General features: G+C 72.3%; 17 protein-coding genes and 2 rRNA genes. 15 read left to right on the top strand and 4 right to left on the bottom strand.

Annotation, left to right across the window (positions count from 1 at the left end; genetic code table 11):
- The 3 genes from QQM72_RS31845 to QQM72_RS31835 form a co-directional block, all read left to right on the top strand.
- Positions 1-105 (top strand): 23S ribosomal RNA (locus tag QQM72_RS31845); the annotation flags it as partial.
- Positions 106-206: 101 nt separating this feature from the next.
- A 5S ribosomal RNA gene (gene rrf, locus QQM72_RS31840) occupies positions 207-323 on the top strand.
- Between the two features lie 847 nt (positions 324-1,170).
- A complete protein-coding gene (locus QQM72_RS31835) occupies positions 1,171-2,016 on the top strand; it encodes a tetratricopeptide repeat protein (RefSeq protein ID WP_314224300.1) in 846 nt (281 codons plus the stop codon).
- A gap of 82 nt (positions 2,017-2,098) precedes the next feature.
- Here QQM72_RS31835 and QQM72_RS31830 read toward each other — a convergent pair whose 3' ends face one another.
- Positions 2,099-3,382 carry a DUF1015 domain-containing protein gene (locus tag QQM72_RS31830; protein ID WP_314224295.1) on the bottom strand — a complete coding sequence of 428 codons (1,284 nt, stop codon included), beginning with the start codon at positions 3,380-3,382 and terminating at the stop codon, positions 2,099-2,101.
- Positions 3,383-3,455: 73 nt separating this feature from the next.
- Here QQM72_RS31830 and QQM72_RS31825 point away from each other — a divergent pair, with 73 nt between their 5' ends.
- From QQM72_RS31825 to QQM72_RS31810, 4 genes are all read left to right on the top strand, one after another.
- Positions 3,456-4,484: an HAD hydrolase-like protein gene (locus tag QQM72_RS31825; RefSeq protein WP_314224294.1), complete on the top strand. Its 1,029-nt coding sequence runs from the start codon at positions 3,456-3,458 to the stop codon at positions 4,482-4,484.
- 117 nt (positions 4,485-4,601) lie between these two features.
- Entirely contained in the window at positions 4,602-5,645 is a 1,044-nt protein-coding gene (locus tag QQM72_RS31820) for a FecCD family ABC transporter permease (protein ID WP_314224293.1), read from the top strand.
- Positions 5,642-6,703 carry a FecCD family ABC transporter permease gene (locus tag QQM72_RS31815; RefSeq protein WP_314224292.1) on the top strand — a complete coding sequence of 354 codons (1,062 nt, stop codon included), beginning with the start codon at positions 5,642-5,644 and terminating at the stop codon, positions 6,701-6,703. Before QQM72_RS31820 ends, QQM72_RS31815 begins: the two co-directional genes overlap by 4 nt.
- Positions 6,700-7,587, top strand: a complete 888-nt coding sequence (locus QQM72_RS31810) for an ABC transporter ATP-binding protein (RefSeq protein WP_314224291.1) — start codon at positions 6,700-6,702, stop codon at positions 7,585-7,587. The genes QQM72_RS31815 and QQM72_RS31810 overlap by 4 nt, the downstream gene beginning before the upstream one ends.
- On the opposite strand, the gene QQM72_RS31805 is transcribed toward QQM72_RS31810, so the two are convergent.
- The gene (locus tag QQM72_RS31805; RefSeq protein ID WP_314224290.1) at positions 7,571-7,918 is read right to left on the bottom strand and encodes an alkyl sulfatase C-terminal domain-containing protein; all 348 of its coding nucleotides are present in this window, start codon (positions 7,916-7,918) and stop codon (positions 7,571-7,573) included. The genes QQM72_RS31810 and QQM72_RS31805 overlap by 17 nt on opposite strands.
- Before the next feature lie 42 nt (positions 7,919-7,960).
- On the opposite strand from QQM72_RS31805, the gene QQM72_RS31800 reads away from it, so the two are divergent.
- From QQM72_RS31800 to QQM72_RS31780, 5 genes are all read left to right on the top strand, one after another.
- A complete protein-coding gene (locus QQM72_RS31800; RefSeq protein WP_314224289.1) occupies positions 7,961-8,263 on the top strand; it encodes a hypothetical protein in 303 nt (100 codons plus the stop codon).
- A gap of 55 nt (positions 8,264-8,318) precedes the next feature.
- Complete coding sequence (locus tag QQM72_RS31795; RefSeq protein ID WP_314224288.1) at positions 8,319-9,134, top strand: TlyA family RNA methyltransferase; 816 nt, start codon at positions 8,319-8,321, stop codon at positions 9,132-9,134.
- On the top strand, positions 9,131-10,036 hold the full coding sequence (locus QQM72_RS31790; protein WP_314224287.1) for an NAD kinase: 906 nt from the start codon (positions 9,131-9,133) through the stop codon (positions 10,034-10,036). Before QQM72_RS31795 ends, QQM72_RS31790 begins: the two co-directional genes overlap by 4 nt.
- Before the next feature lie 158 nt (positions 10,037-10,194).
- The gene (gene recN, locus QQM72_RS31785) at positions 10,195-11,913 is read left to right on the top strand and encodes a DNA repair protein RecN (RefSeq protein WP_314224299.1); all 1,719 of its coding nucleotides are present in this window, start codon (positions 10,195-10,197) and stop codon (positions 11,911-11,913) included.
- 515 nt (positions 11,914-12,428) lie between these two features.
- Entirely contained in the window at positions 12,429-13,556 is a 1,128-nt protein-coding gene (locus QQM72_RS31780) for a glycosyltransferase family 4 protein (RefSeq protein WP_314224286.1), read from the top strand.
- A 4-nt stretch (positions 13,557-13,560) separates the two neighbouring features.
- Here QQM72_RS31780 and QQM72_RS31775 read toward each other — a convergent pair whose 3' ends face one another.
- A complete protein-coding gene (locus tag QQM72_RS31775) occupies positions 13,561-15,204 on the bottom strand; it encodes a PucR family transcriptional regulator (RefSeq protein ID WP_314224285.1) in 1,644 nt (547 codons plus the stop codon).
- A gap of 241 nt (positions 15,205-15,445) precedes the next feature.
- Positions 15,446-17,248: a glycoside hydrolase family 15 protein gene (locus QQM72_RS31770; protein ID WP_020128156.1), complete on the bottom strand. Its 1,803-nt coding sequence runs from the start codon at positions 17,246-17,248 to the stop codon at positions 15,446-15,448.
- A 470-nt stretch (positions 17,249-17,718) separates the two neighbouring features.
- On the opposite strand from QQM72_RS31770, the gene QQM72_RS31765 reads away from it, so the two are divergent.
- The 3 genes from QQM72_RS31765 (at position 17,719) to QQM72_RS31755 (ending at position 22,595) form a co-directional block, all read left to right on the top strand.
- Entirely contained in the window at positions 17,719-19,383 is a 1,665-nt protein-coding gene (locus tag QQM72_RS31765; RefSeq protein WP_020128157.1) for a CTP synthase, read from the top strand.
- A gap of 92 nt (positions 19,384-19,475) precedes the next feature.
- Positions 19,476-20,102, top strand: a complete 627-nt coding sequence (locus QQM72_RS31760) for an NUDIX hydrolase (protein WP_314224284.1) — start codon at positions 19,476-19,478, stop codon at positions 20,100-20,102.
- A 294-nt stretch (positions 20,103-20,396) separates the two neighbouring features.
- Entirely contained in the window at positions 20,397-22,595 is a 2,199-nt protein-coding gene (locus tag QQM72_RS31755; protein ID WP_314224283.1) for a tetratricopeptide repeat protein, read from the top strand.
- Positions 22,596-22,635 lie beyond the last annotated feature (40 nt).

Here is a 22,635-nt window from a genome sequence, read left to right as displayed (position 1 = left end):
TTGAGGGGTTAAGGCTCCCAGTAGACGACTGGGTTGATAGGCCGGATGTGGAAGCCCAGTAATGGGTGAAGCTGACTGGTACTAATAGGCCGAGGGCTTGTCCTCAGTTGCTCGCGTCCACTGTGTTAGTTCTGAGGCAACGACTGTTGCCGGCTAGAGCTGAAAACAAGTAAAAAGTGTGCTTGTTCGCTCGAAACCATTAGGGTTTCGGTGGTCATAGCGTGAGGGAAACGCCCGGTTACATTCCGAACCCGGAAGCTAAGCCTTACAGCGCCGATGGTACTGCAGGGGGGACCCTGTGGGAGAGTAGGACACCGCCGAACAATCTTTGGAAGGACCCCTGGTCCCAGCGTTCAGCTGGGACCAGGGGTCCTTTTTGTTTTTCTGTAGCGCGCCGGGTACCCGGGTGCGCGAGAATGTTTGCGGTACCGAAGACAGGAGTCACCGATGTCCACCAACTCTCCCGACGATCGACCGGAGCGCGACCAGCGGCGACGGGACAGTAGTGGGGACCGTGACAACCGTGGCGGCGACCGCGGGGACCGTGGCGGCTTCCGTCGTGACAACGACCGTGGTGGTGCGGGCCGGCACGACGACCGTGGCCCGCGCCGCGATGACCGTGGTGAGCGCCCTCCCTTCCGTCGTGACGACCGCCGGGACGACCGGCGTGATGACCGGGGTTCGCGTCCGGCGTTCCAGCGTGATGACCGCGGTGATCGTGGTCCGCGCCGTGACGACCGTGGTGAGCGTCCCCCCTTCCGCCGCGACGACCGGCGTGACGACCGTCGTGATGACCGGGGTTCGCGTCCGGCGTTCCAGCGTGATGACCGCGGTGATCGTGGTCCGCGCCGTGACGACCGTGGTGAGCGTCCCCCCTTCCGCCGCGACGACCGACGCGACGACCGCCGGGACGACCGTGGTGAGCGTCCCCCCTTCCGCCGCGACGACCGGCGCGACGACCGTGGTGATCGCCCCGCCTTCCGTCGGGACGACAACCGGGGCGGTGGCTATGACCGTGGTCCGCGCCGGGACGACCGTGGTGGACGGCCCGGTGGGTCCGGTGGTGGATTCCGGGGCCGTGACGGGCGTGACGACCGTCGGGACGACCGGCGTGGTGGCGGGCCTCGTTTCCGCGACGAGCGGGACCGGGACCGCGAGCCGATCAAGCGGCTGCCGATCCCGGAGGACGTCACCGGCGACGAGATCGACAAGGACGTACGGCAGGAGCTCCAGAGCCTGCCCAAGACGCTCGCCGAGGATGTCGCCAAGAATCTGGTGATGGTCGCCCGGCTGATCGACGAGGACCCCGAGGGTGCCTACGGCTACTCCAAGGTGGCCCTGCGGCTCGCTTCGCGTGTCGCCGCCGTGCGTGAGGCGGCCGGATTCGCCGCGTACGCCAACCAGAAGTACAGCGAGGCGCTCGCCGAGTTCCGGGCCGCGCGGCGGATGAGCGGCGGTGTCGAGCTGTGGCCCGTCATGGCCGACTGTGAGCGTGGGCTCGGGCGGCCGGAGAAGGCGCTCGACATGGCCGGTGCTCCCGAGGTGAGCAAGCTCGACAAGGCCGGCCAGGTGGAGATGCGGCTCGTCGCGGCGGGTGCCCGGCGTGACATGGGGCAGCTGGATGCGGCCATCGTGACGCTGCAGAGTCCTGAGCTCGCGGCCGGCTCCGTCCAGCCGTGGACCGCGCGGCTGAGGTACGCGTACGCCGACGCGCTGCTCGCCGCCGGGCGTGAGGGCGAGGCACGGGAGTGGTTCGCTAAGGCCCTCGAGGCCGACCGGGACGGCAGCACGGACGCCTCCGACCGGCTCGCCGAGATGGACGGGGTGGACTTCGTCGACGCCCTGGACGAGGACGAGGTCGAGACCGAGCACGAAACCGAGTCCGAGTCCGAGTCCGACGAGATCGTCGTCGAGCAGGCGACGGAGGCGGAAGCGCAAGAGGACGGGGAATCGGGCGAGGGTCAGGCCGGTCGTGACCAGGCCGAGCACGTTGCGGTCGACCGTGACGAGGACTGACGCAGGCCGGTAGCGGCGGCGAGGGGCGGGATCCGGTGGCCACCGGATCCCGCCCCTTCGTGCGTTCGGGGGTGCGGTGCGTTCAGAGGTCGAGTGCGCGCAGGACCAGGCCCGATGCGGGTTTCGGGCCGAACGACGTCGACTTGCGGGGCATGGTGACGCCCTGCCGGGCGAGATCGCGGACGACCTCCTCGCGGACGGGGTGCAGGAGGACCGCCGTACCGCCGTCATGTTCCGCCTTGCGTACCGTCGCGGCGGTGTCGTGGATGTAGGCGATGCGGGCGGGGTCGTCCTCGGGGATGTGCCAGATGTGGTCGAGGAGCGTGGCGTGCAGGACCGTGGCGTCCAGGGTGCGCCAGGCCTCGGGGAAGTCGGCGGGGACCGTGCGGTCGAGGAGTGCCGGGTCCGGGCGGTCGACGAGGTGGAAGGCGCCGTCGCCCGCCAGCAGGAACCCGTTGCCGGCGCAGACCGCGTCCGCGAGGGCGTCCAGGGCCTCCGCGAGGGGGACGTCCAAGCGCTGGACGCGGAAGCGGCCGTCGAGTGCGGCCAGGGCGTCGGCGACCGGAAAGCCGTGCAGCAGGCGGTGGATGGCGCGGACGCGCAACGGGAAACGGGCGGTGTCGACCAGGAGGACCAGACCGTGGTCCCAGGGGCTGGGGGAGGGGTGCTCCGCGCGTAGACGCAGGTAGGTCGCCCAGCGGTGGTGTCCGTCGGCGATGAGGGCCTGGTGATGGGCCATGTCCGCGAGGACGCGGGCCGTCTCGGCGGGGTCGGTGATCGCCCAGAGGCGGTGGCTGTAGCCGTCCTCGGTGGTGGTGGACAGGAGCGGGGGCCGCTCCGACGCGCGGTCCACGATCTCGGCCGCGGTGCCGTTGCCGCGGTAGGTGAGGAGCAGCGGTTCGAGGTTGGCTTGCGTGGCCCGCATCAGGGCCGCGCGGTCCGCGACGATGTGCGGCATGACGTCCTCGTGGGGAAGGACGATTCCCTCCGAGGGCTCCGAGACCCGCAGGGCGCCGATCAGCCCGCGCTGGAGCATGCCGTCCGCGTGCCGCTGCTCGTAGACGTACAGGGCGGGCTCGGGGTCCGCGGTCAGGACGCCCTCGGCCAGCCAGCCGCGCAGGGTGTCGGCTGCCTGTTCGTTGCGGGCGGCGGGAGTGGTGGCCTGGGGCAGGATCAGGCGGACGATGTTGTACGGGTCCGCGTCCTGGAGGTGGTGCAGGCCGTCGGGGCGGACCACGACGTCGTACGGCGGGGAGGTGACGGCGGCGAGACTGCCGACCCGGTCGGGGTCGTAGCGCAGGCCTCGGAACGGGGTGAGTTCCAGGCCTCGGGGCGCCGTTGCTTCCGAGTGACCTGCTGAGTTCATCCCGGCATCGTACGTCTGTCGGTGGCATGCGCGATGATCGGGGGAAAGCGGAGCGAACGAGGAGCGATGTGGAATGAGCCGGAGCGTCAGGACGAGGCCCGAGGGCAGTGGGCAGGCCCTGAGCGAGGCGTACGACACGGCGCTGCTCGACCTGGACGGGGTGGTGTACGCGGGGGGCAACGCGATCGCGTACGCCGTCGAGTCGCTGGCGACCGCGCGTGAGGGCGGGATGCATCTCGCGTACGTCACCAACAACGCGCTGCGGACGCCGGACGCGGTGGCCGGGCATCTGACGGAGCTGGGGATACCGACGGGCGCCGACGACGTCATCACCTCGGCGCAGGCGGTCGCGCGGCTGATCAGTGAGCAGGTGCCGGCCGGCGCGCGGGTGCTGGTGATCGGCGGGGAGGGGCTGCGGGTGGCGCTGCGCGAGCGCGGGCTCGAGCCGGTGGAGTCGGCGGACGACGATCCGGCGGCCGTGGTGCAGGGGTTCGGCGGGCCCGATCTGCCGTGGGGGCGGTTCGCGGAGGCTTCGTACGCCGTCGCGCGCGGGGTGCCGTGGTTCGCGTCCAACACCGACCTGACGATCCCCAGCGGGCGTGGCATCGCGCCGGGCAACGGCGCGGCGGTGCAGGTCGTGCGGATCGCCACCGGTGCCGAGCCGCAGGTGGCGGGCAAGCCGTTGCCTCCCATGCACCGCGAGACGATCCTGCGGACCGGCGCCGAGCGGCCGTTGGTCGTCGGGGACCGGCTGGACACGGACATCGAGGGGGCGTTCAACGGCGAGGTCGATTCGCTGCTCGTCCTCACCGGCGTCACCGACGGGGCGCAGCTGCTCGCCGCGCCGCCGCAGCACCGGCCGACGTATGTCGACGCCGATCTGCGGGGGATGCTCACCGGTCAGCCCGAGGTCGCCGTGGACGGTGACGGCTTCCGCTGCGGTGGCTGGACGGCGAGTGCGGGTGCCGAGAGCCTGGAGCTGGCGGGGGACGGCGAAGCCCTGGACGGGCTGCGGGCGTTGTGCGCGGCGGCCTGGACGGCGGCCGGTGAGGGGACGTGCGAGCTGGACGGAGGGAAGGCGCTGGCGCGGCTGGGGTTGTGAACCGAGGGGCCGGGAGAGGGGCGGGCGTTGGGGCCGCGAAGCGGTGATGCCGTGAACCCTGGCACGGGTCGCGACCAGGGATCGAAGCCCGTTGGCAGGGTAGGCTAACCTAACTGCGTGTTGGTTGACAGTTTTCCCGAACAGCGCGCGGAGACCGCCCCCGCGCCTCCGAAACGCCGGGCTGTACGTTCCGTCGGGCTGCTCGCCGTCTTGGCGGTCCTGTTGCTGGTGGCGGTGGTGAGCATCGCGGTCGGGGCCAAGGAACTGTCCGTGGCGCAGGTGCTGCACGGGCTGTTCGAGGACTCGGGGACCTACGCGGACGTCGTGGTCGACGAGCGGTTGTCGCGGACCGTGCTGGGGCTGCTCGTCGGGGCCGCGCTCGGACTCTCCGGTGCCGTGCTCCAGGCGTTGACGCGCAATCCGCTGGCCGACCCCGGGCTGCTCGGTATCAACGCGGGTGCCTCGGCGGCCGTCGTCACCTCCATCACCTACTTCGGCGTCACGAGCCTGACCGGCTATGTGTGGTTCGCCTTCTTCGGGGCGGCCGCCGTCGGTGCGCTGGTCTGGTTCCTCGGCGGGAGCCGGGGCGCCACGCCGGTGCGGCTCGCGCTCGCCGGCACGGCGATCAGCGCCGCGCTCTACGGCTATCTCCAGGCCGTGATGATCATGGATGGGGCGGCGCTCGCCAGGATGCGGTTCTGGACGGTCGGTTCGCTGTCCACGGCGACCGACGAGACCATCCGGCAGGTGCTGCCCTTCCTGGTCGTCGGCACCCTTCTCGCGTTCGTCCTCGCCCGGCCGCTGAACGCCTTGGCGATGGGTGACGACACCGCCAAGGCGCTCGGCGCCGACCTCAACCGCACGCGGGCGCTGTCGATGCTGGCCGCGACCGTGCTGTGCGGTGCGGCGACCGCCGCCTGCGGGCCGATCGTCTTCGTCGGGCTGATGGTCCCGCACGTCGTCCGCTCGTTCACCGGCCCCGATCTGCGCTGGATCATGCCGTACGCGGCCGTCCTGTCGCCGGTGCTGCTGCTGGGCTCCGATGTCATCGGCCGGGTCGTCGCCCGGCCCTCGGAGGTCCAGGTCGGCATCATCACCGCGATCATCGGCGGGCCGGTCTTCATCTTTCTCGTACGACGGCGGAGGACGGCCCAGCTGTGAAGACCGCGCAGAAGATCCCCCACGGCCGGCCTCGGGCGCTGCGCACCCCGGGTGGGTTCTCCGTCCGGCTGGAGCCGCGGGCGCTGATCGTCGTTGCCGCGCTGGTGGTGGCAGCGCTCGCCGCGAGCGTGGTGCTGATCGGCACCGGCGACTTCCCGATCCCGGCCCCAGACGTCGTGAAGACGCTGCTCGGCGACGGCAACGCCGGCCAGGAGTTCATCGTCAACGAGCTGCGGCTGCCGCGGGTCCTCGTGGGCCTGCTCGTCGGGGCTTCGCTGGGGCTCGGCGGTGCGCTCTTCCAGGCCGTGGCGCGCAACCCGCTGGGCAGCCCGGACGTGCTGGGACTCGGGCAGGGCGCGACGGCCGGCGCGCTCGTGATGATCGTGCTGTACTCCGGGAGCGCCGCCCAGGTGACCGTCGGCGCGCTGGTGGGCGGCCTGGTGACCGGGGCTCTCATCTACCTGCTGGCCTGGAAGCGGGGCGTCCACGGGTACCGGCTGGTGCTCGTCGGCATCGGCATCTCGGCGATCGCGACGGCGGTCAACGGCTATCTGATGACCAAGGCCGACTTCGTCGACGCGGCCCGCGCGGTCGTGTGGATGACCGGCACCCTCGACGGCCGTGACTGGAAGCAGGTCTGGCCGCTGCTCGTGCTGGCCGGTGTGCTCGTGCCGCTCGTGCTCGCCAACGCCCGCGGGCTGCGGATGATGGAGATGGGCGACGACGTCTCCTACGCGCTGGGGGTGCGGGTGGAGCGCGTCCGGCTGGTGCTCATGGTCTCCGCCGTGCTGCTCACCGCGGCCGCCACCGCCGCCGCGGGGCCCGTCAGCTTCGTGGCGCTCACCGCGCCGCAGCTCGCCCGGCGCCTGACCCGCTCGCCCGGGCCCAACCTCGTGCCGTCCCTGTGCATGGGCGCCGCCCTGCTGGTCACCGCCGACTGGGCCTCGCAGCGGCTCTTCGGTGACGGACAGCTGCCCGTGGGCGTGGTCACCGGTGTCCTGGGCGGGGTGTACCTGCTGTGGCTCCTCGTCACCGAGCGCAGGGCGGGCCGGATATGAGCGGCGCGGCCGACGACCACGGCCGCCCGGCCGACCGGAACAACCCAAGGAGCACCGTGAACCGCCTGTCCGCCGAGAACGTCACCCTCGCCTATGACCAGCGGGTCATCGCCGAACAGCTGTCGGTGGAGATTCCGGACAACTCCTTCACGGTGATCGTCGGCCCGAACGCCTGTGGCAAGTCGACGCTGCTGCGGGCGTTGTCGCGGATGCTGAAGCCGAGTCAGGGCCGGGTGCTGCTGGACGGGCAGGTCATCCAGTCGATGCCGGCGAAGAAGGTCGCGCGGACGCTGGGGCTGCTGCCGCAGTCGTCGATCGCGCCCGACGGGATCACCGTTGCCGACCTCGTGGGCCGTGGGCGCTACCCGCACCAGGGCATCCTGCGCCAGTGGTCGGCGGAGGACGAGCGGATCGTGCGGGAGTCCATGGCGCAGACCGGGGTGGCCGAGCTCGGCGACCGGTATGTCGACGAGCTGTCCGGCGGTCAGCGCCAGCGGGTGTGGATCGCGATGGCCCTCGCCCAGCAGACACCGCTGCTGCTGCTCGACGAGCCGACCACCTACCTCGACATCCAGCACCAGATCGACGTACTGGACCTGTGCGCGGAGCTGCACGAGGAGCAGGGGCGCACGCTCGTCGCGGTGCTGCACGACCTCAACCACGCGGCCCGGTACGCGACCCACCTGATCGCGCTGAAGGGCGGCGAGGTCATCGCGCAGGGCGCGCCGAACGACATCGTCACCGCCGGGCTGGTGGAAGAGGTCTTCGGGCTGCGCTGCCAGGTCATCGACGACCCGGAGACGGGGACCCCGCTGGTGGTGCCGGCGGCGCGCAAGGCACGGGCCGGGCAGGCGGTGCAGGCGGTCGCTACAGAAGCTTCCTGAGCTGGAACAGGTCGCGCAGCCCCGCCTCGAGCTTCACCCGGCCCGAGGCCCAGGCCTTGGCGAAGTTCAGCTCGCCGGCGACCAGCGCGACCAGGTCGTCGCCGGTCATGGTCAGCCTGATCTCGGCCTTCTCCACCGGAGGCCCCTGAAGGGTGTCCCGCACGACGATCCGGCCGTTCGTCATCCGGCCGACGAACGTGACGTCCAGGTCGGTGATCCGGCAGCTCACCGAGCGGTCCAGGGCGGCGGCGGTCCGGACGTCCCCTTCGGCGCTGCGCATGCTGTCGGAGAGCTTCTCGAGTGCGGCGTGGCACTCCTCGATCGTGGCCATCGTGATCGACCGTACCCCAGGCCTTCGAGGTAGCGTCTTCGCATGAGCGACACAGCGCCGGAGCCGGAGCCGGGGACGGAGACCGTGCCCGAGGAACAGGAGCGGGAGCGGCGGGAGCACGATCCCGCCGCTCCCGCCCCGCTGGGCGTCCCGCGGACCCCCACCGGCAACGCGGAGGCGGACGCGCTGCTGGACCGGCTGGCGGACGCCGACCACCTCGCCACCGACGGACACGTCGAGGTGTACGAGGATGTACACCGGGGGCTGCGCGACGCGCTCACCGCGCTCGACGCCCGCCCGGGACCTCCGGCTCCCACCCGTCACCCGACCACCACCCCGCAATGAGACCCTCCGGGTCACCCCGCTCGACCGTCACACCAACACAGGAGCTGAACCGAACGTGGCAGGAGTCGCACGACGCCGTCTGGACGCGGAGCTGGTCCGCCGCAAGCTCGCGCGCTCGCGTGAGCATGCCGGCCAGTTGATCGCCGCCGGGCGGGTCAGCGTCGGCAAGACGGTCGCGACCAAGTCCGCGACCCAGGTCGAGACGGCGGCCGCGATCGTCGTCGCCGTCGACGGCGACGACCCCGACTACGTGTCCCGGGGCGGCCACAAGCTCGCCGGCGCGCTGGCCGCGTTCGTGCCGCAGGGGCTCCTGGTGGAGGGGCGGCGGGCGCTGGACGCCGGCGCGTCGACCGGCGGGTTCACCGATGTGCTGCTGCGGGCGGGGGCCGCGCACGTGGTCGCCGTGGACGTCGGATACGGACAACTCGCGTGGTCTCTGCAGAGCGATGAACGCGTCACCGTCAAGGACCGTACGAACGTACGCGAGTTGACGCTTGAAGCGATCGATGGGGAGCCTGTGGATCTTGTCGTGGGGGACTTGTCCTTCATCCCGCTGGGGCTGGTGCTGCCCGCCCTGGCGCGGTGCACCGCGCCGGACGCGGACCTGGTGATGATGGTCAAGCCGCAGTTCGAGGTGGGGAAGGAACGGCTCGGCAGCGGGGGTGTCGTACGGAGTCCGCAGCTGCGGGCGGAAGCGGTGCGGGGTGTGGCGGGGAAGGCATGGGACCTGGGGCTCGGGGTGAAGGGTGTCACCGCCAGCCCGCTGCCCGGACCTTCGGGCAATGTCGAGTACTTTCTGTGGCTCAGGGCCGGGGCGCCTGCCCTCGACCCGGCCGACGTTGACCGTGCAGTTGCGGAGGGGCCGCGTTGACTCAGAACCGAGCTCGTACTGTTTTCCTGCTCGCCCACACCGGGCGGCCCGCGGCCATCCGCAGCGCCGAGCTGGTCGTCAAGGGGCTGCTGCGTGAGGGCATCGGGGTGCGCGTCCTCGAGTACGAGGCCGCCGACCTGCCGCTGCCCGAGGAGGTGGAGCTGGTCTCCGAGGCCACTCCGCAGTGCCTGGAGGGGTGTGAACTGCTCATCGTCCTCGGCGGCGACGGCACGCTGCTGCGCGGCGCGGAGTTCGCGCGGGCGTCCGGGGTGCCGATGCTGGGCGTCAACCTCGGGAGCGTCGGCTTCCTCGCCGAGGCCGAGCGCGACGACCTCGACAAGGTCGTCGACCGGGTGGTGACGAAGGCGTACGAGGTCGAGGAGCGGATGACCGTCGACGTCGTCGTGCATCGCAACGGGGACATCGTGCACACCGACTGGGCGCTTAACGAGGCGGCCGTGCAGAAGGCCGGCGCGGAGAAGCTGCTCGAGGTCGTGCTGGAGATCGACGGGCGGCCGGTCACCGGGTTCGGGTGCGACGGGATCGTGCTGTCCACGCCGACGGGGTCGACCGCCTACGCGTTCTCGGCCGGCGGGCCCGTGGTGTGGCCCGAGGTCGAGGCGCTGCTGATGGTGCCGATCAGTGCGCACGCGCTGTTCGCGAAGCCGTTGGTGACCTCGCCCGACTCCGTGCTCGCGGTGGAGGTGCTGCCGCACATTCCGCCGGGCGTTCTGTGGTGCGACGGGCGGCGGACCGTCGAGCTGCCGGCCGGTGCCCGGGTGGAGGTGCGGCGGGGAGCTGTGCCGGTCCGGCTGGCCCGGCTGCATCACGCGTCGTTCACGGACCGGCTGGTGGCGAAGTTCGCGCTGCCCGTATCCGGCTGGCGAGGGGCGCGTCAATAGCCGGTCCGTACGCGTCGGCGCCCCGGGTCCGACCGCACTCACCCGGGTGACACGGCGCCGTCGATACACATTCTTCACCTGCGGGTTCCCCTTCCGGGGCCGGGGGGCGTCGCACTTCCTCCCCCCGACCTCGTAAGGTCTTGTCCGTGTTGGAGGAGATGCGGATACGGTCGCTCGGAGTCATCGACGACGCTGTCGTCGAGCTGTCGCCAGGCTTCACCGCTGTCACGGGTGAGACGGGCGCGGGCAAGACCATGGTGGTCACCAGCCTCGGGCTGCTGCTGGGCGGGCGCGCTGATCCCGCGCTCGTGCGGATCGGCGCCGAGAAGGCGGTCGTGGAGGGGCGGATCACCGTGCCCCCGAACGCCTCGGTGGTGGTACGGGCCGAGGAGGCCGGGGCCGAGCTCGACGACGGGGCGTTGCTCATCAGCCGTACCGTTTCCGCCGAGGGGCGGTCGCGGGCGCACGTGGGCGGGCGGAGCGTGCCCATGGGCGTGCTCGCCGAGCTCGCCGACGAGCTGGTCGCCGTCCACGGGCAGACGGACCAGCAGGGGCTGCTCAAGCAGTCCCGGCAACGACAGGCGCTCGACCGGTACGCGGGCGACGCGGTGACCGTGCCGCTCGCCAAGTACACCGAGGCCTACCGGCGGCTGCGGGCCGTCGCCGTCGAGCTGGAGGAGATCGTCACGCGCGCGCGTGAGCGGGCCCAGGAGGCCGACATGCTGCGCTTCGGGCTCGACGAGATCGCCGGCGTCGAACCGCGCGCCGGGGAGGACGTGGAGCTGGCGGAGGAGGCCGAGCGGCTCGGGCACGCGGAAGCGCTGTCGTCCGCCGCCACGGCCGCCCACGCCGCCCTCGCCGGTAATCCGGAGGACCCCGAGGGCATCGAGGCCACCACGCTCGTCGCGGGCGCGCAGCGGGCCCTGGAGGCCGTCAGGTCGCACGATCCGGCGCTGGCCGCGCTCGCCGACCGGATCGGGGAGATCGGGATCCTGCTGGGCGATGTGGCGGGCGAGCTCGCGGGGTACGCCGACGACCTCGACGCCGATCCGCTGCGGCTGTCGGCCGTCGAGGAGCGGCGGGCCGCGCTCACCGCGCTCACCCGCAAGTACGGGCAGGACGTCGCCTCCGTGCTCGTCTGGGCCGAGCAGAGCGCCGCCCGGCTCACCGAGCTGGACGGCGACGACGAGCGCATCGACGAGCTGACCGCCGAACGGGACGCGCTGCGCGGCGAACTCGGCGGTCTCGCGCAGGCGCTGACGGACGCGCGCGCGGACGCCGCCGAGCGGTTCGCCGCCGCCGTGACCGCCGAGCTGGCCTCTCTCGCCATGCCGCACGCGCGCGTGTCGTTCGACATCAGGCAGACCGAGGACCCGGAGGGCGTCGAGGTCGGCGGACGTCCGGTCGCCTACGGGCCGGCCGGTGCGGACGAGGTCGAGCTGCTGCTCGCCCCGCACCCGGGCGCGCCGCCGCGGCCCATCGCCAAGGGCGCGTCCGGCGGTGAGCTCTCGCGCGTGATGCTGGCCGTCGAGGTCGTGTTCGCGGGAACGGATCCCGTCCCGACGTATCTCTTCGACGAGGTCGACGCGGGGGTGGGCGGCAAGGCGGCGGTCGAGATCGGGCGGCGCCTGGCCCGGCTCGCCAAGACCGCTCAGGTCGTCGTGGTCACCCACCTTCCGCAGGTCGCCGCCTTCGCCGACCGGCAGCTGCTGGTCGAGAAGACCAACGACGGGTCGGTGACCCGGTCCGGCGTGAAGGTCCTGGAGGGCGAGGACCGCATCCGGGAGCTGTCCCGGATGCTCGCCGGCCAGGAGGACTCCGAGACGGCCCGGGCACACGCCGAGGAGCTGCTGGCCACGGCCCGCGCGGACGGCTAGCGCCGGCCGGAGCCGGCCCTTCCGGTCCTGGTGCCGGGCGGCCGTCGGCCGTTCCTGAGGGTGAGGCGCGTCCACCCCCGAGGGGACGGGGCTCGGCGTTCGCGGTGACGGCGGGCCCGCCCGGGGGGCGGCGAGGGTCCGACGGAGGTCCGACGGAGGTCCGACGGGCGGAACTCCGGCCCGTCGCCGTGCCTGCCGCCACCCCCGGCCGCCGTGCTCGCGGATGGACGGAACCGTCCCGGGCGCCGTGCTTGCCGGGGTCTGCGGGGGCAGGTGGGTGAGGTGGCGAGGTCAGTGCTCGGGTAATCGAACAGAACCCCGGCTTCTCTCACCCGTGTGAGTGATGAACGGGACCCTGTGACCGGGTGTCAGGGCGCTCGGCGGCACGGAACACCCGTACGTGCTGGCATCCTTGGGCGTAGTACGTGGAGGAACGCCAGCGGTCCACCCCTCCGCCCGGTCCCTCTGTACGTTCCTTCGTGACCGTCCGACGCCGAACCAGGAGCCCCGGCCACGTGAGCAGCCACTCACCGCACGGCCAGTCGTCGCTGCGCACCGTGCAGGTGCTGGGCGGCGGCAACGCCGGCAGCAGCGCGCACGTGCGTTCCCTGGCAGCGGGGCTCGTCGCGCGGGGCGTGCGGGTGACGGTGTGCGCCCCCGGCGAGGCGGATGACTCCTACGACTTCACGGGGGCCGGAGCCGAACACGTGCACGTGCCGCGCAGCAGCGATCCGGGATCCGTGGCGGCGCTCCGGGCGGCCTGCACGGACGCCGACCTCGTCCACGCCCACGGACTGCACGCCTCGTTCCGGGCCGTCCTGGCACTCAGCGGCCGGCGCACCCCGCTCATCGTTACCTGGCACAACCGCGCGCACGCCGAGGGGGCCCGCGCCCATCTGCTGCGGCTGCTGGAACGGCGGGTCGCGAGGACGGCGACCGTGGTCCTCGGCACCACCTCCGACCTCGTCGACCGGGCCCGCAGGACCGGCGCACGCGACGCACGGCTCGCCGCCGTCGCGCTGCCCCGGCCCCGCCGGACGGAGGGGAACGACGAGTCCGAGCGGCCGTCCTCGAAGCTGCGGGCCGAACTCGGCGCCATAGGGCGCCCGTTGTTCACGGCCGTCGGGCCCCTGGACGGTCATCGCGGTCACGGCCTGCTGCTGGACGCCGCGCGGGTGTGGCGCGGCCTCGACCCCGTGCCGCTGGTCGTGGTGGCGGGGGAGGGGCCGCAGCGGGCGGAGCTCCAGCGCCGCATCGAGGAGGAGGAGCTGCCCGTCCGGCTGCTGGGGCGCCGCGACGACGTGAGCGAACTGCTCGCCGCCACCGACCTCGCGCTGCTGCCCGGCGGCGGGGAGTCCCGGTCGGTCCTGGCCCAGGAGGCCCTGCACGCGCGTGTGCCGCTCGTCGCCGCCCTGACCGGCGGCATCCGCGAACTCGTCGGCGACGCGGCCGAACTGGTCCCGCCGCACGACCCGGGAGCCTTCGCGGCGGCCGCCGTACGCCTCCTCGACGACCCCGAACGGGCCGAACAGCTCCGGGACCTGGGCACCCGGCAGGCGTCCGGCTGGCCCACCGAGGACGAGACCGTCGCCCAGGTCCTCAGCGTCTACGACGAACTGACGCAGCCCCAGCCGATGATCTGAGCCCTCACGCCACGTGCCGCCGCGCCCGCAGCGCCAGGCTCAACGCCAGGACGGTCTGCGGGTCGTCGAGGTCGGTGCCGAGCAACTCGCCGATGCGGGCGAGGCGGTTGTACAGCGTCTGGCGGTTCAGATGCAGCTCGCGGGCCGTCTCCGCCTTGCGGCCCGCGTGTGCGAGGTAGGTCTCCAGGGTGGGCAGCAGGGGCGGCTTGGAGCGGTGGTCGTGGTCGCGGACCGGGCCGATCGCGCGGTCCACGAAGGCCGCCAGGTCGGGATGGTCGCGCAGCCGCCACAGCAGGAGGTCGATGTCCAGGCGACGGGCGTCGTACCAGGGGCGGTCGGACAGGCCCTGCGCGGCGGTCGCCGTCTCCGCCGCGTGTCTGAGACCCGCCGAGGCGGCCGCCCAGCCGCCCGCCACCCCGACCACCACCACCGGAGGCTGGGCCCCCGGCCGCTGCATCCCGGCCCGTTCCACCCCGGCCCGCAGTGCCGCGGCGACCCGGTCCGCCACCGCCGAGCGCTCCGAATCCGACCGCAGGCCCAGCAGCAACGGCACCCGGCCCTCCACCGGCCGCACACCGAGCAGCACGGGCACGCCCACCGACGCCAGCTCCTCGGCGACCGCCCGCGCCAGTACCGCCCAGCCCCCGCCGGGGGAGAGGCCGTCGCCCAGCCGCATGACGACCGGGAGCAGCGGGCCGGTGCCCGGCTTGAAACCGAGGACGCGCGCCTGCGCCGGAGCGTCCTCCGCGGCGATCCGGCCCTCGGCGAGGTCGGTGAGGAAGTCGCCCCGGCCGCGTGCCGCCAGCTCCTCCTCCTGGCGGGCCTGCATCAGCACCACGGCCAGGATCCCGGCCGCGCGTTCGGCGGCGATCCGGTGCACCGGTGCGAGAGGGGCGCGCACGGGCAGCAGCACGAGCCGGGCGCGTACCGAACCCGCCCCCGGCCCGCCCCCGGGCACGTCCACCAGTACCGACCCGACGGGCGGCGGCGCGTCCTTGTGCGGCCCGCGCAGGCCCTCCCACACCTGGAGCGGGTCCGCGCCCTCGGGTCCGGCTCCGGCGGCGTACAGAAGCTGGCCCTCGGTCGTCTCCAGGAAGACGGGATTGCCACCGAAGTCCGCCAGGATGCCCAGGACCTGCGGTATCCCGCCCCCGCCGAGCAGCGCTTCGGTACAGCGCCGGTGCACTTCCTCGGCCTGCTGGAGCAGGGCGTAGTGCCCGTTGACGATCTCGGTGTGGATCTCCTCCGTGACGGTCACGAACGGCACCTCGCGGTGCAGCTGGACCAGGGGGAGCCCGGTCGTGCGAGCCGTCTCGACCAGGGCCGCGGGCAGCCGGGTGAAGCGCGGGCCCAGCTCGATCACCAGGGCCGCGATGCCCCGCTCGGCCAGCGTGCGGACGAACGCCCGCTGCTCGGCCGGACGGGTGCCGAGGCCGTAGCCCGTGGTCAGCAGCAGCTCGCCGCCCTTGAGCAGCGAGGCGATGTTGGGGACCTCGCCCGCGTGCACCCAGCGCACCGTGCGGCCCAGCCGGTCGGCGCCCGCGAGGATCTCGGGGAGCCCGCTGCGCAGGCCGGGCAGCTCCAGCGCGCGTCGCACGGTGATGCCGGCGCTCTGGCTGTCGAATCGGTGGTCCGTGCCGCTGTCCATGCAGCGGACGCTACCTGCGCGGACGTCCGGGTGACAGTTCCGTCCGGCGTGGGGCGGCCGCCGTCGGGTGGCGGAGGACCAGCTGGACGCGGCCGCCGGGCGGGCCGGACGCGCGCGGCCCACGCTCGCCGCCAGACGCAGCAGGGCGGGGGCGCTCCGCTTGAGCGCGGACTTCAGGTGACGTAAGAGAATCGGGGCCTCCCCGCGGTCGGCGACGACCGCGGGGAGGCGCCGATTCTGTTCAGCCGCCGTACGCCCCCGACGCCGTCAGGCGCAGGGCCGTGTCGATCAGCGGGACGTGGCTGAAGGCCTGCGGGAAGTTGCCGACCTGGCGCTGCAGGCGCGGATCCCACTCCTCGGCGAGCAGACCGAGGTCGTTGCGCAGCGAGAGCAGCTTCTCGAACAGCTTGCGGGCCTCGTCCACCCGGCCGATCATCGCGAGGTCGTCCGCCATCCAGAACGAGCAGGCCAGGAAGGCGCCCTCGTCCCCGGGGAGGCCGTCGACGCCCTCGTCGCCGCCCGAGGTGGGGTAGCGCAGGATGAAGCCGTCCGGGGTGGACAGCTCGCGCTGGATGGCCTCGATGGTGCCGATCACGCGCTTGTCGTCCGGGGGCAGGAAGCCCATCTGCGGGATGAGCAGCAGCGACGCGTCCAGCTCCTTGGAGCCGTAGGACTGCGTGAAGGTGTTGCGTTCCTTGTCGTAGCCCTTCTCGCACACGTCCCGGTGGATGTCGTCGCGCAGCTCGCGCCACTTCTCCAGCGGTCCGTCCGCGTCGCCGGACTCGATCAGCTTGATCGTGCGGTCGACGGCGACCCAGGCCATGACCTTGGAGTGCACGAAGTGGCGGCGCGGACCGCGCACCTCCCAGATGCCCTCGTCGGGCTCGTCCCAGTGCTGCTCCAGGTAGCGGATCAGCTTGAGCTGGAGCAGGGAGGCGTAGTCGTTGCGGGCCAGGCCGGTCATGTGGCCGAGGTGCAGGGCCTCGGTGACCTCGCCGTAGACGTCCAGCTGGAGCTGGTGCGCGGCGCCGTTGCCGACCCGGACCGGGCCGGAGTTCTCGTAGCCGGGCAGCCAGTCCAGCTCGGCCTCACCCAGCTCGCGCTCGCCCGCGATGCCGTACATGATCTGGAGGTTCTCGGGGTCGCCGGCGACGGCCCGCAGCAGCCACTCGCGCCAGGCGCGGGCCTCCTCGCGGTAGCCGGTGCGCAGCAGCGAGGACAGCGTGATGGCCGCGTCCCGCAGCCAGGTGTAGCGGTAGTCCCAGTTGCGGACGCCGCCGATGTCCTCGGGCAGGGAGGTGGTGGGCGCGGCGACGATGCCGCCGGTCGGGCCGTAGGTCAGCGCCTTGAGCGTGATCAGCGAGCGGATCACCGCCTCGCGGTAGGGGCCGTGGTACGTACAGTGCTCGACCCACTCGCGCCAGAAGTCCTCGGTCGCCTGGAGCGACTGCTCGGGCTCGGGCAGCGCGGGCGGCTCCTTGTGCGAGGGCTCCCAAGAGATCGTGAACGCGATCCGGTCACCCGGCGCGACCGTGAAGTCCGCGTACGTGGTCAGCGACTTCCCGTAGGTCTCGCACTCGGTGTCGAACCACACGGAGTCCGGGCCCGCGACGGCCACCGTGCGGCCCTCGTGCTTGTGCACCCACGGCACGACCCGTCCGTAGGAGAACCGCATCCGCAGCGCGGAGCGCATCGGGACGCGGCCCGAGACGCCCTCGACGATCCGGATCAGCTGGGGCGCGCCGTCGCGAGGAGGCATGAAATCGGTCACCCGGACCGTGCCGCGCGGGGTGTCCCACTCGGACTCCAGGATGAGCGAGTCGCCCCGGTAGGTGCGCCGGGCCGCGCGGGGCGGCGGCGCGTCGGAGGCGTGCGCGGGGCCGAGGCGCCAGAACCCGTGTTCCTCGGTGCCGAGCAGACCTGCGAAGATCGCGTGCGAGTCGAAGCGGGGCAGGCACAGCCAGTCGACTGTGCCGTCCCGGCAGACCAGTGCGGCGGTCTGCATGTCTCCGATGAGTGCGTAATCTTCGATGCGCCCGGCCACGTGCAACTCCAGTCGAACGGCCACGTCACCCCCAAGGTGAAATGGGGGCTGTCGCTAGTGCGGTCAAGGGGTCGTTTGTAATGCGTCGTTGAGCGCTGAAGCAAAGCAGCCGCTCAGCCATATAGGCAAAACGCCGATTCCTGCTCAACGAACTGACGAGCTCTCGTTGTTCCGGTGGGGATACGGACTGGGGTGTGCCGTCTTGCCGACCGGGCTCGGCAGCGAGTGTCCGAGCAGGATACGACGCACGTAGATGATCTGCGTGCCGCTCCGGACAACGCGGGTGGGCCGAACGGGTGAGCAACGGGTGAGAAACCGGTGCGCGGGGGCGGCCCGTGTCGACCTGTGTGCGGAGCGTGGCCGGAAGCCATCTCCTTGAGGCGCTGATACCCTGGTAGCCCGTGGACCGGTGGTCTCGAAGCCCCCGAACCGCACCTCCGAATCGCGACCACGGGAGCCCCCTCTTGGCCATGACGCCCAAATCCACGACGACCAAGCACATCTTCGTCACCGGGGGTGTCGCCTCCTCGCTCGGCAAGGGCCTGACGGCCTCCAGCCTCGGCATGCTGCTGAAGGCGCGGGGTCTGCGCGTCGTGATGCAGAAGCTCGACCCGTACCTGAACGTCGACCCGGGCACGATGAACCCCTTCCAGCACGGTGAGGTGTTCGTCACCAACGACGGCGCCGAGACCGACCTCGACATCGGACACTACGAGCGCTTCCTCGATCGCGACTTGGACGGCTCCGCCAATGTCACTACAGGCCAGGTCTACTCGACGGTGATCGCCAAGGAGCGGCGTGGCGAGTACCTGGGCGACACCGTGCAGGTCATCCCGCACATCACCAACGAGATCAAGCACCGCATCCGCCGGATGGCCACGGACGAGGTCGACGTCGTGATCACCGAGGTCGGCGGCACGGTCGGCGACATCGAGTCGCTGCCGTTCCTGGAGACGGTCCGCCAGGTCCGTCACGAGGTGGGCCGGGACAACGTCTTCGTGGTGCACATCTCGCTCCTGCCGTACATCGGTCCCTCGGGTGAGCTGAAGACCAAGCCGACCCAGCACTCGGTCGCGGCGCTGAGGAACATCGGTATCCAGCCGGACGCGATCGTGCTGCGCTCCGACCGCGAGGTGCCGGCCGCCATCAAGCGCAAGATCTCGCTGATGTGCGACGTCGACGAGGACGCGGTGGTGGCCTGCCCCGACGCGCGCTCGATCTACGACATCCCGAAGACCGTGCACGGCGAGGGCCTGGACGCCTACGTCGTCCGCAAGCTGGACCTGCCGTTCCGTGATGTGGACTGGACGACCTGGGACGACCTGCTCGACCGCGTCCACAACCCCGACCACGAGATCACCCTCGCCCTGGTCGGCAAGTACATCGACCTGCCCGACGCCTACCTCTCGGTCACCGAGGCGCTGCGTGCCGGCGGCTTCGCCAACAAGGCCCGCGTGAAGATCAAGTGGGTCACGTCGGACGACTGCAAGACCCCGGCGGGAGCCAAGGCGCAGCTCGAGGACGTCGACGGCATCTGCATCCCGGGCGGCTTCGGCGACCGCGGTGTGCTCGGCAAGGTCGGCGCGATCCGCTACGCCCGGGAGAACCGGATCCCGCTGCTCGGCCTGTGCCTCGGCCTGCAGTGCATCGTGATCGAGGCCGCGCGCAACCTGGCCGACATCGGCGACGCCAACTCCACCGAGTTCGACCCCGCCACCGGCCACCCGGTCATCTCCACCATGGCCGAGCAGCTCGACATCGTGGCCGGCGAGGGCGACATGGGCGGAACGATGCGCCTCGGCATGTACCCGGCCAAGCTGGCCGAGGGCTCCATCGTCCGTGAGGTGTACGACGGCAAGGAGTACGTCGAGGAGCGCCACCGGCACCGCTACGAGGTGAACAACGCCTACCGGGCGGAGCTCGAGAAGAAGGCGGGCATCCTGTTCTCCGGCACCTCGCCGGACGGCAAGCTCGTCGAGTACGTCGAGTACCCGCGTGACGTCCACCCGTATCTGGTCGCCACCCAGGCCCACCCCGAGCTGCGCTCGCGGCCCACGCGTCCGCACCCGCTGTTCGCCGGCCTGGTGAAGGCCGCGGTCCAGCGGACCGTCGAGGCGGAGAAGGCTTCGAAGTAACACACCAGTTGTACGGTGGCCGGGGTGCAAACCTTCAAGGGTGGGCACTCCGGTTTTCGTTTGCGCACGTGGCACGTGGAAGGACGCACCGCATGACGATCAAGGACACCCCCGAGGCGTGGGAGATCCGGTCGAGCGAGACCCCCTTCGTCGGCAACAAGACCTCCGTCCGCACGGACGAGGTGGTCATGCCCGACGGTTCGGTGGTCCGCCGGGACTTCCAGGTCCACCCGGGTTCCGTGGCCGTCCTCGCTCTCGACGGGGAGGGTCGTGTCCTGCTCATCAAGCAGTACCGTCACCCCGTCGGGCAGAAGCTGTGGGAGATCCCGGCCGGTCTGCTCGACGTGCCCGGCGAGAACCCGCTGCACGCCGCCCAGCGCGAGCTGTACGAGGAGGCGCACGTCAAGGCCGAGGACTGGCGGGTGCTGACCGACGTCTACCCCACCGCGGGCGGCTGTGACGAGTCGGTGCGCATCTTCCTGGCCCGCGACCTGTCCGAGGCCGACGGGGAGCGCTTCGCCGTGGAGGACGAGGAGGCCGACATGGAGCACGCGCGGGTGCCGGTCGAGGAGCTGGTCCGCGGTGTGCTCGCGGGCGACGTGCACAGCAACTGCCTCGTCGTGGGCGTCCTCTCCCTGGTCGCCGCGCGTACCGGCGACGGGCTCGACGCGCTGCGCCCGGCCGAGGCGCCTTGGCCTGCGCGCCCGTTCGAGGCGTGACACCCTCCGCCGCCGTCCCGAGGCGGTCCCGCATGCGGCCGACCCGCAGCCGGCCGCCGCTCATGCAGCGGCCCCTCATGGAGCGGCACCGCGCGAGGCCGTCCCGCGTGAAGCTGTCCTCTGAGGCCCTCCTGCCGCCGTCCGGTGTGACGATCGGCTGATCCGATCGAGGGACGTCTCGGCGGTGCCCGCCGTACTCCACCCGGAACGTCGCAGAGCGTGAACTAGGCTCTGGAATCGCCCGATCCGGAGTCCCGGCGGGCTTGCGCGTGCGGTGGGACGGGAGTGTGGCCCGTGACGGATCAGGCAGTGGACACAGGCGGCTTGCAGCTGTCGGGACACGCTGCGACAGAGGGCCATTTCCTGGGCAGAGCGCGGGAGTTGAAAGAACTGCGCGCCGACATCGAGCGCGCGGGGCTGGACACCATCTCCGGGAAGAAGGCGCCACGCGCGCGCGTGCTCCTCATCGCCGGGCGGCCCGGCTCCGGGCGTACGGCGCTCGCCGAGGAACTCGTCCGGCAGGTCGCCGGCGACTACCGGGACGGTGTCCTGCGCGCCCGCCTCGCCGAGCCCGACGGCACGCCCGTGCCGGTCGAGCGGGCCGCCCGTGAACTGCTCACCGCACTGGACGTGCCGACCCCGCCGGGCGCCCACGAGGACGATCTCGCGGCCCTCCTCCGTCAGACCCTCGCGGAGCGCCGCGTCCTGCTCCTGCTCGACGACGCGGCCGGCGCCGAACAGGTCGACGCGCTGCTCCCGGACACCCCGCAGTGCCTCCTCGTCGCCGTCTCCGGCGGGCCGCTCACCGGCATCGCGGACGTCCGCCCCTGCACCCTGGGCGGCCTGGACACCAAGTCGGCCCTCGAACTGCTGAGCCGGCACACCGGCTCGGTCCGCATCACCGTCGACCCGCGCTCCGCCGAGGGCCTCGTGGAGGCATGCCAGGGCCAGCCGACCGCGCTGACCCTGGCGGGCGGCTGGCTCGCCGCCCGCCCGAAGGCGGCCGTCGCCGACCTCGCCAAGCAGCTCCACGCGGAGGGCGACGAGGGCTCCCCGCTCAGCCGGGTCTTCCGGCTCGTGCACGCCACGCTGCCCGCCCCCGCCGCCCGGATACTGCGACTGCTCTGCCTGGCCCCGGCAGGCCTGGCGGACCCGCACACCGCCTCCGCGCTCGCCGGCTGCTCGGTGGGAGCCGCCCGCACCACCCTGGACGACCTCGCGGCCCTGGGTCTGCTGCGGTCCCTGGACTCCGCGCTGTCCCAGTACGAAGTGCCCGCCTGCCTGTATCCGCTGCTGCGCGCCGCCGCCGAGAGCCACGACCGCCCGGCCGAGCTCCAGCTGGCCCGCGCCCGCATGCTGGAGCGGACGGTGCGGCTGCTCCAGTCCTGCCGGGCCATCACCGAGACCGACAATCCCCAGGCCCGCGAGAAACTCCAGGGCATGCCCAGCGCCCTGCGCTTCCCCACCCCGCGCGCGGCCGCCGAGTGGCTGCGGGTGCGCCGGCCCGCCCTGCTCGCCTCGGCCCGGCTGGCGGTCGCCGACGGCGAGCTGGACACCCTGGCCCGCCGTCTGATGTCCCAGCTGGTCAGGGCGATGGTCGCGCACTTCGGCACCCAGGCGGCGGCGCCCGACCTGTACGGCGTCCACCAGCTCGTCCTGGACGTGGCCGAGCGGCGGAACCTGCCCCGCGAGAAGGCCGCCGCCCTGCTGAACCTCGCCGACGTCGACGCCAGGACCGGCCGCACGGCGGAGGCCCTGGTGCGTTACCGGGCCGCTCTCGACGCCGGACGCGAGGCGAACGACCCGTATGCGATCGGTCGCGCGATGGAATCCGTAGGCGGCGCGCATCTGGAGCTCGAGGACTACGACCGGGCCGCCGACTGGTTCGGACGGGCCCTCGCCCAGCGGCTGGCCCGCGACGAGCGCGCCGACGCCGCCCGGCTCTACGGCCGTATCGCGACCGCGCACACCTACGCGGGCCGCTACGGCGAGGCACAGCGGGCCTGGCGGGCCGCGGCCGCCGGGCACCGCAAGAACGGCGACGTCGGCGCGTACGCGCGGGCGTTGAGCGAGCTGGCCCGGGTCCAGGAGTACGCGGGGCGCCCCGAGGAGTCGCTGCGCACCTGCCAGGAGGCGGTGGAGTGGGCGGGGCGCGCCGAGGACACGCGTCTGCAGGCCGCGGTGCAGCTGAGGCTGGCCGACACCCTGGAGCGCCTCGGCGACCCGGTGGCGGCCGGCCTGCACCGCAGCGCGGCCGAGCGCATCCTGGGAGAGGAGTTCCCGAACCGCGATCCGGAGCCGGAACGTCGGTCGTCCGAAACGCAAGCGGAAGCGGAATCGGCACCGGTAGCGGAACCGGAGCCGGAGTCGCGGCCCGAGTCGGGGCCGGAGCCAGGGCCAGGACCGGGGCCGGTGACAGGGCCGGAACGGCCTGATCTACCGGAACACCGCGCTAACACCTACGAAATCCGTAGTACACCCGCTGAAGATTGATGCAATGAAAGGCTAGACAGCGGGAACACCTTCATTAGAC

This window comes from Streptomyces zaehneri (genome assembly GCF_032248645.1).
Classification (GTDB): Bacteria; Actinomycetota; Actinomycetes; order Streptomycetales; family Streptomycetaceae; genus Streptomyces; species Streptomyces coriariae.
This window is presented reverse-complemented; position numbering and strand designations above follow the sequence as displayed.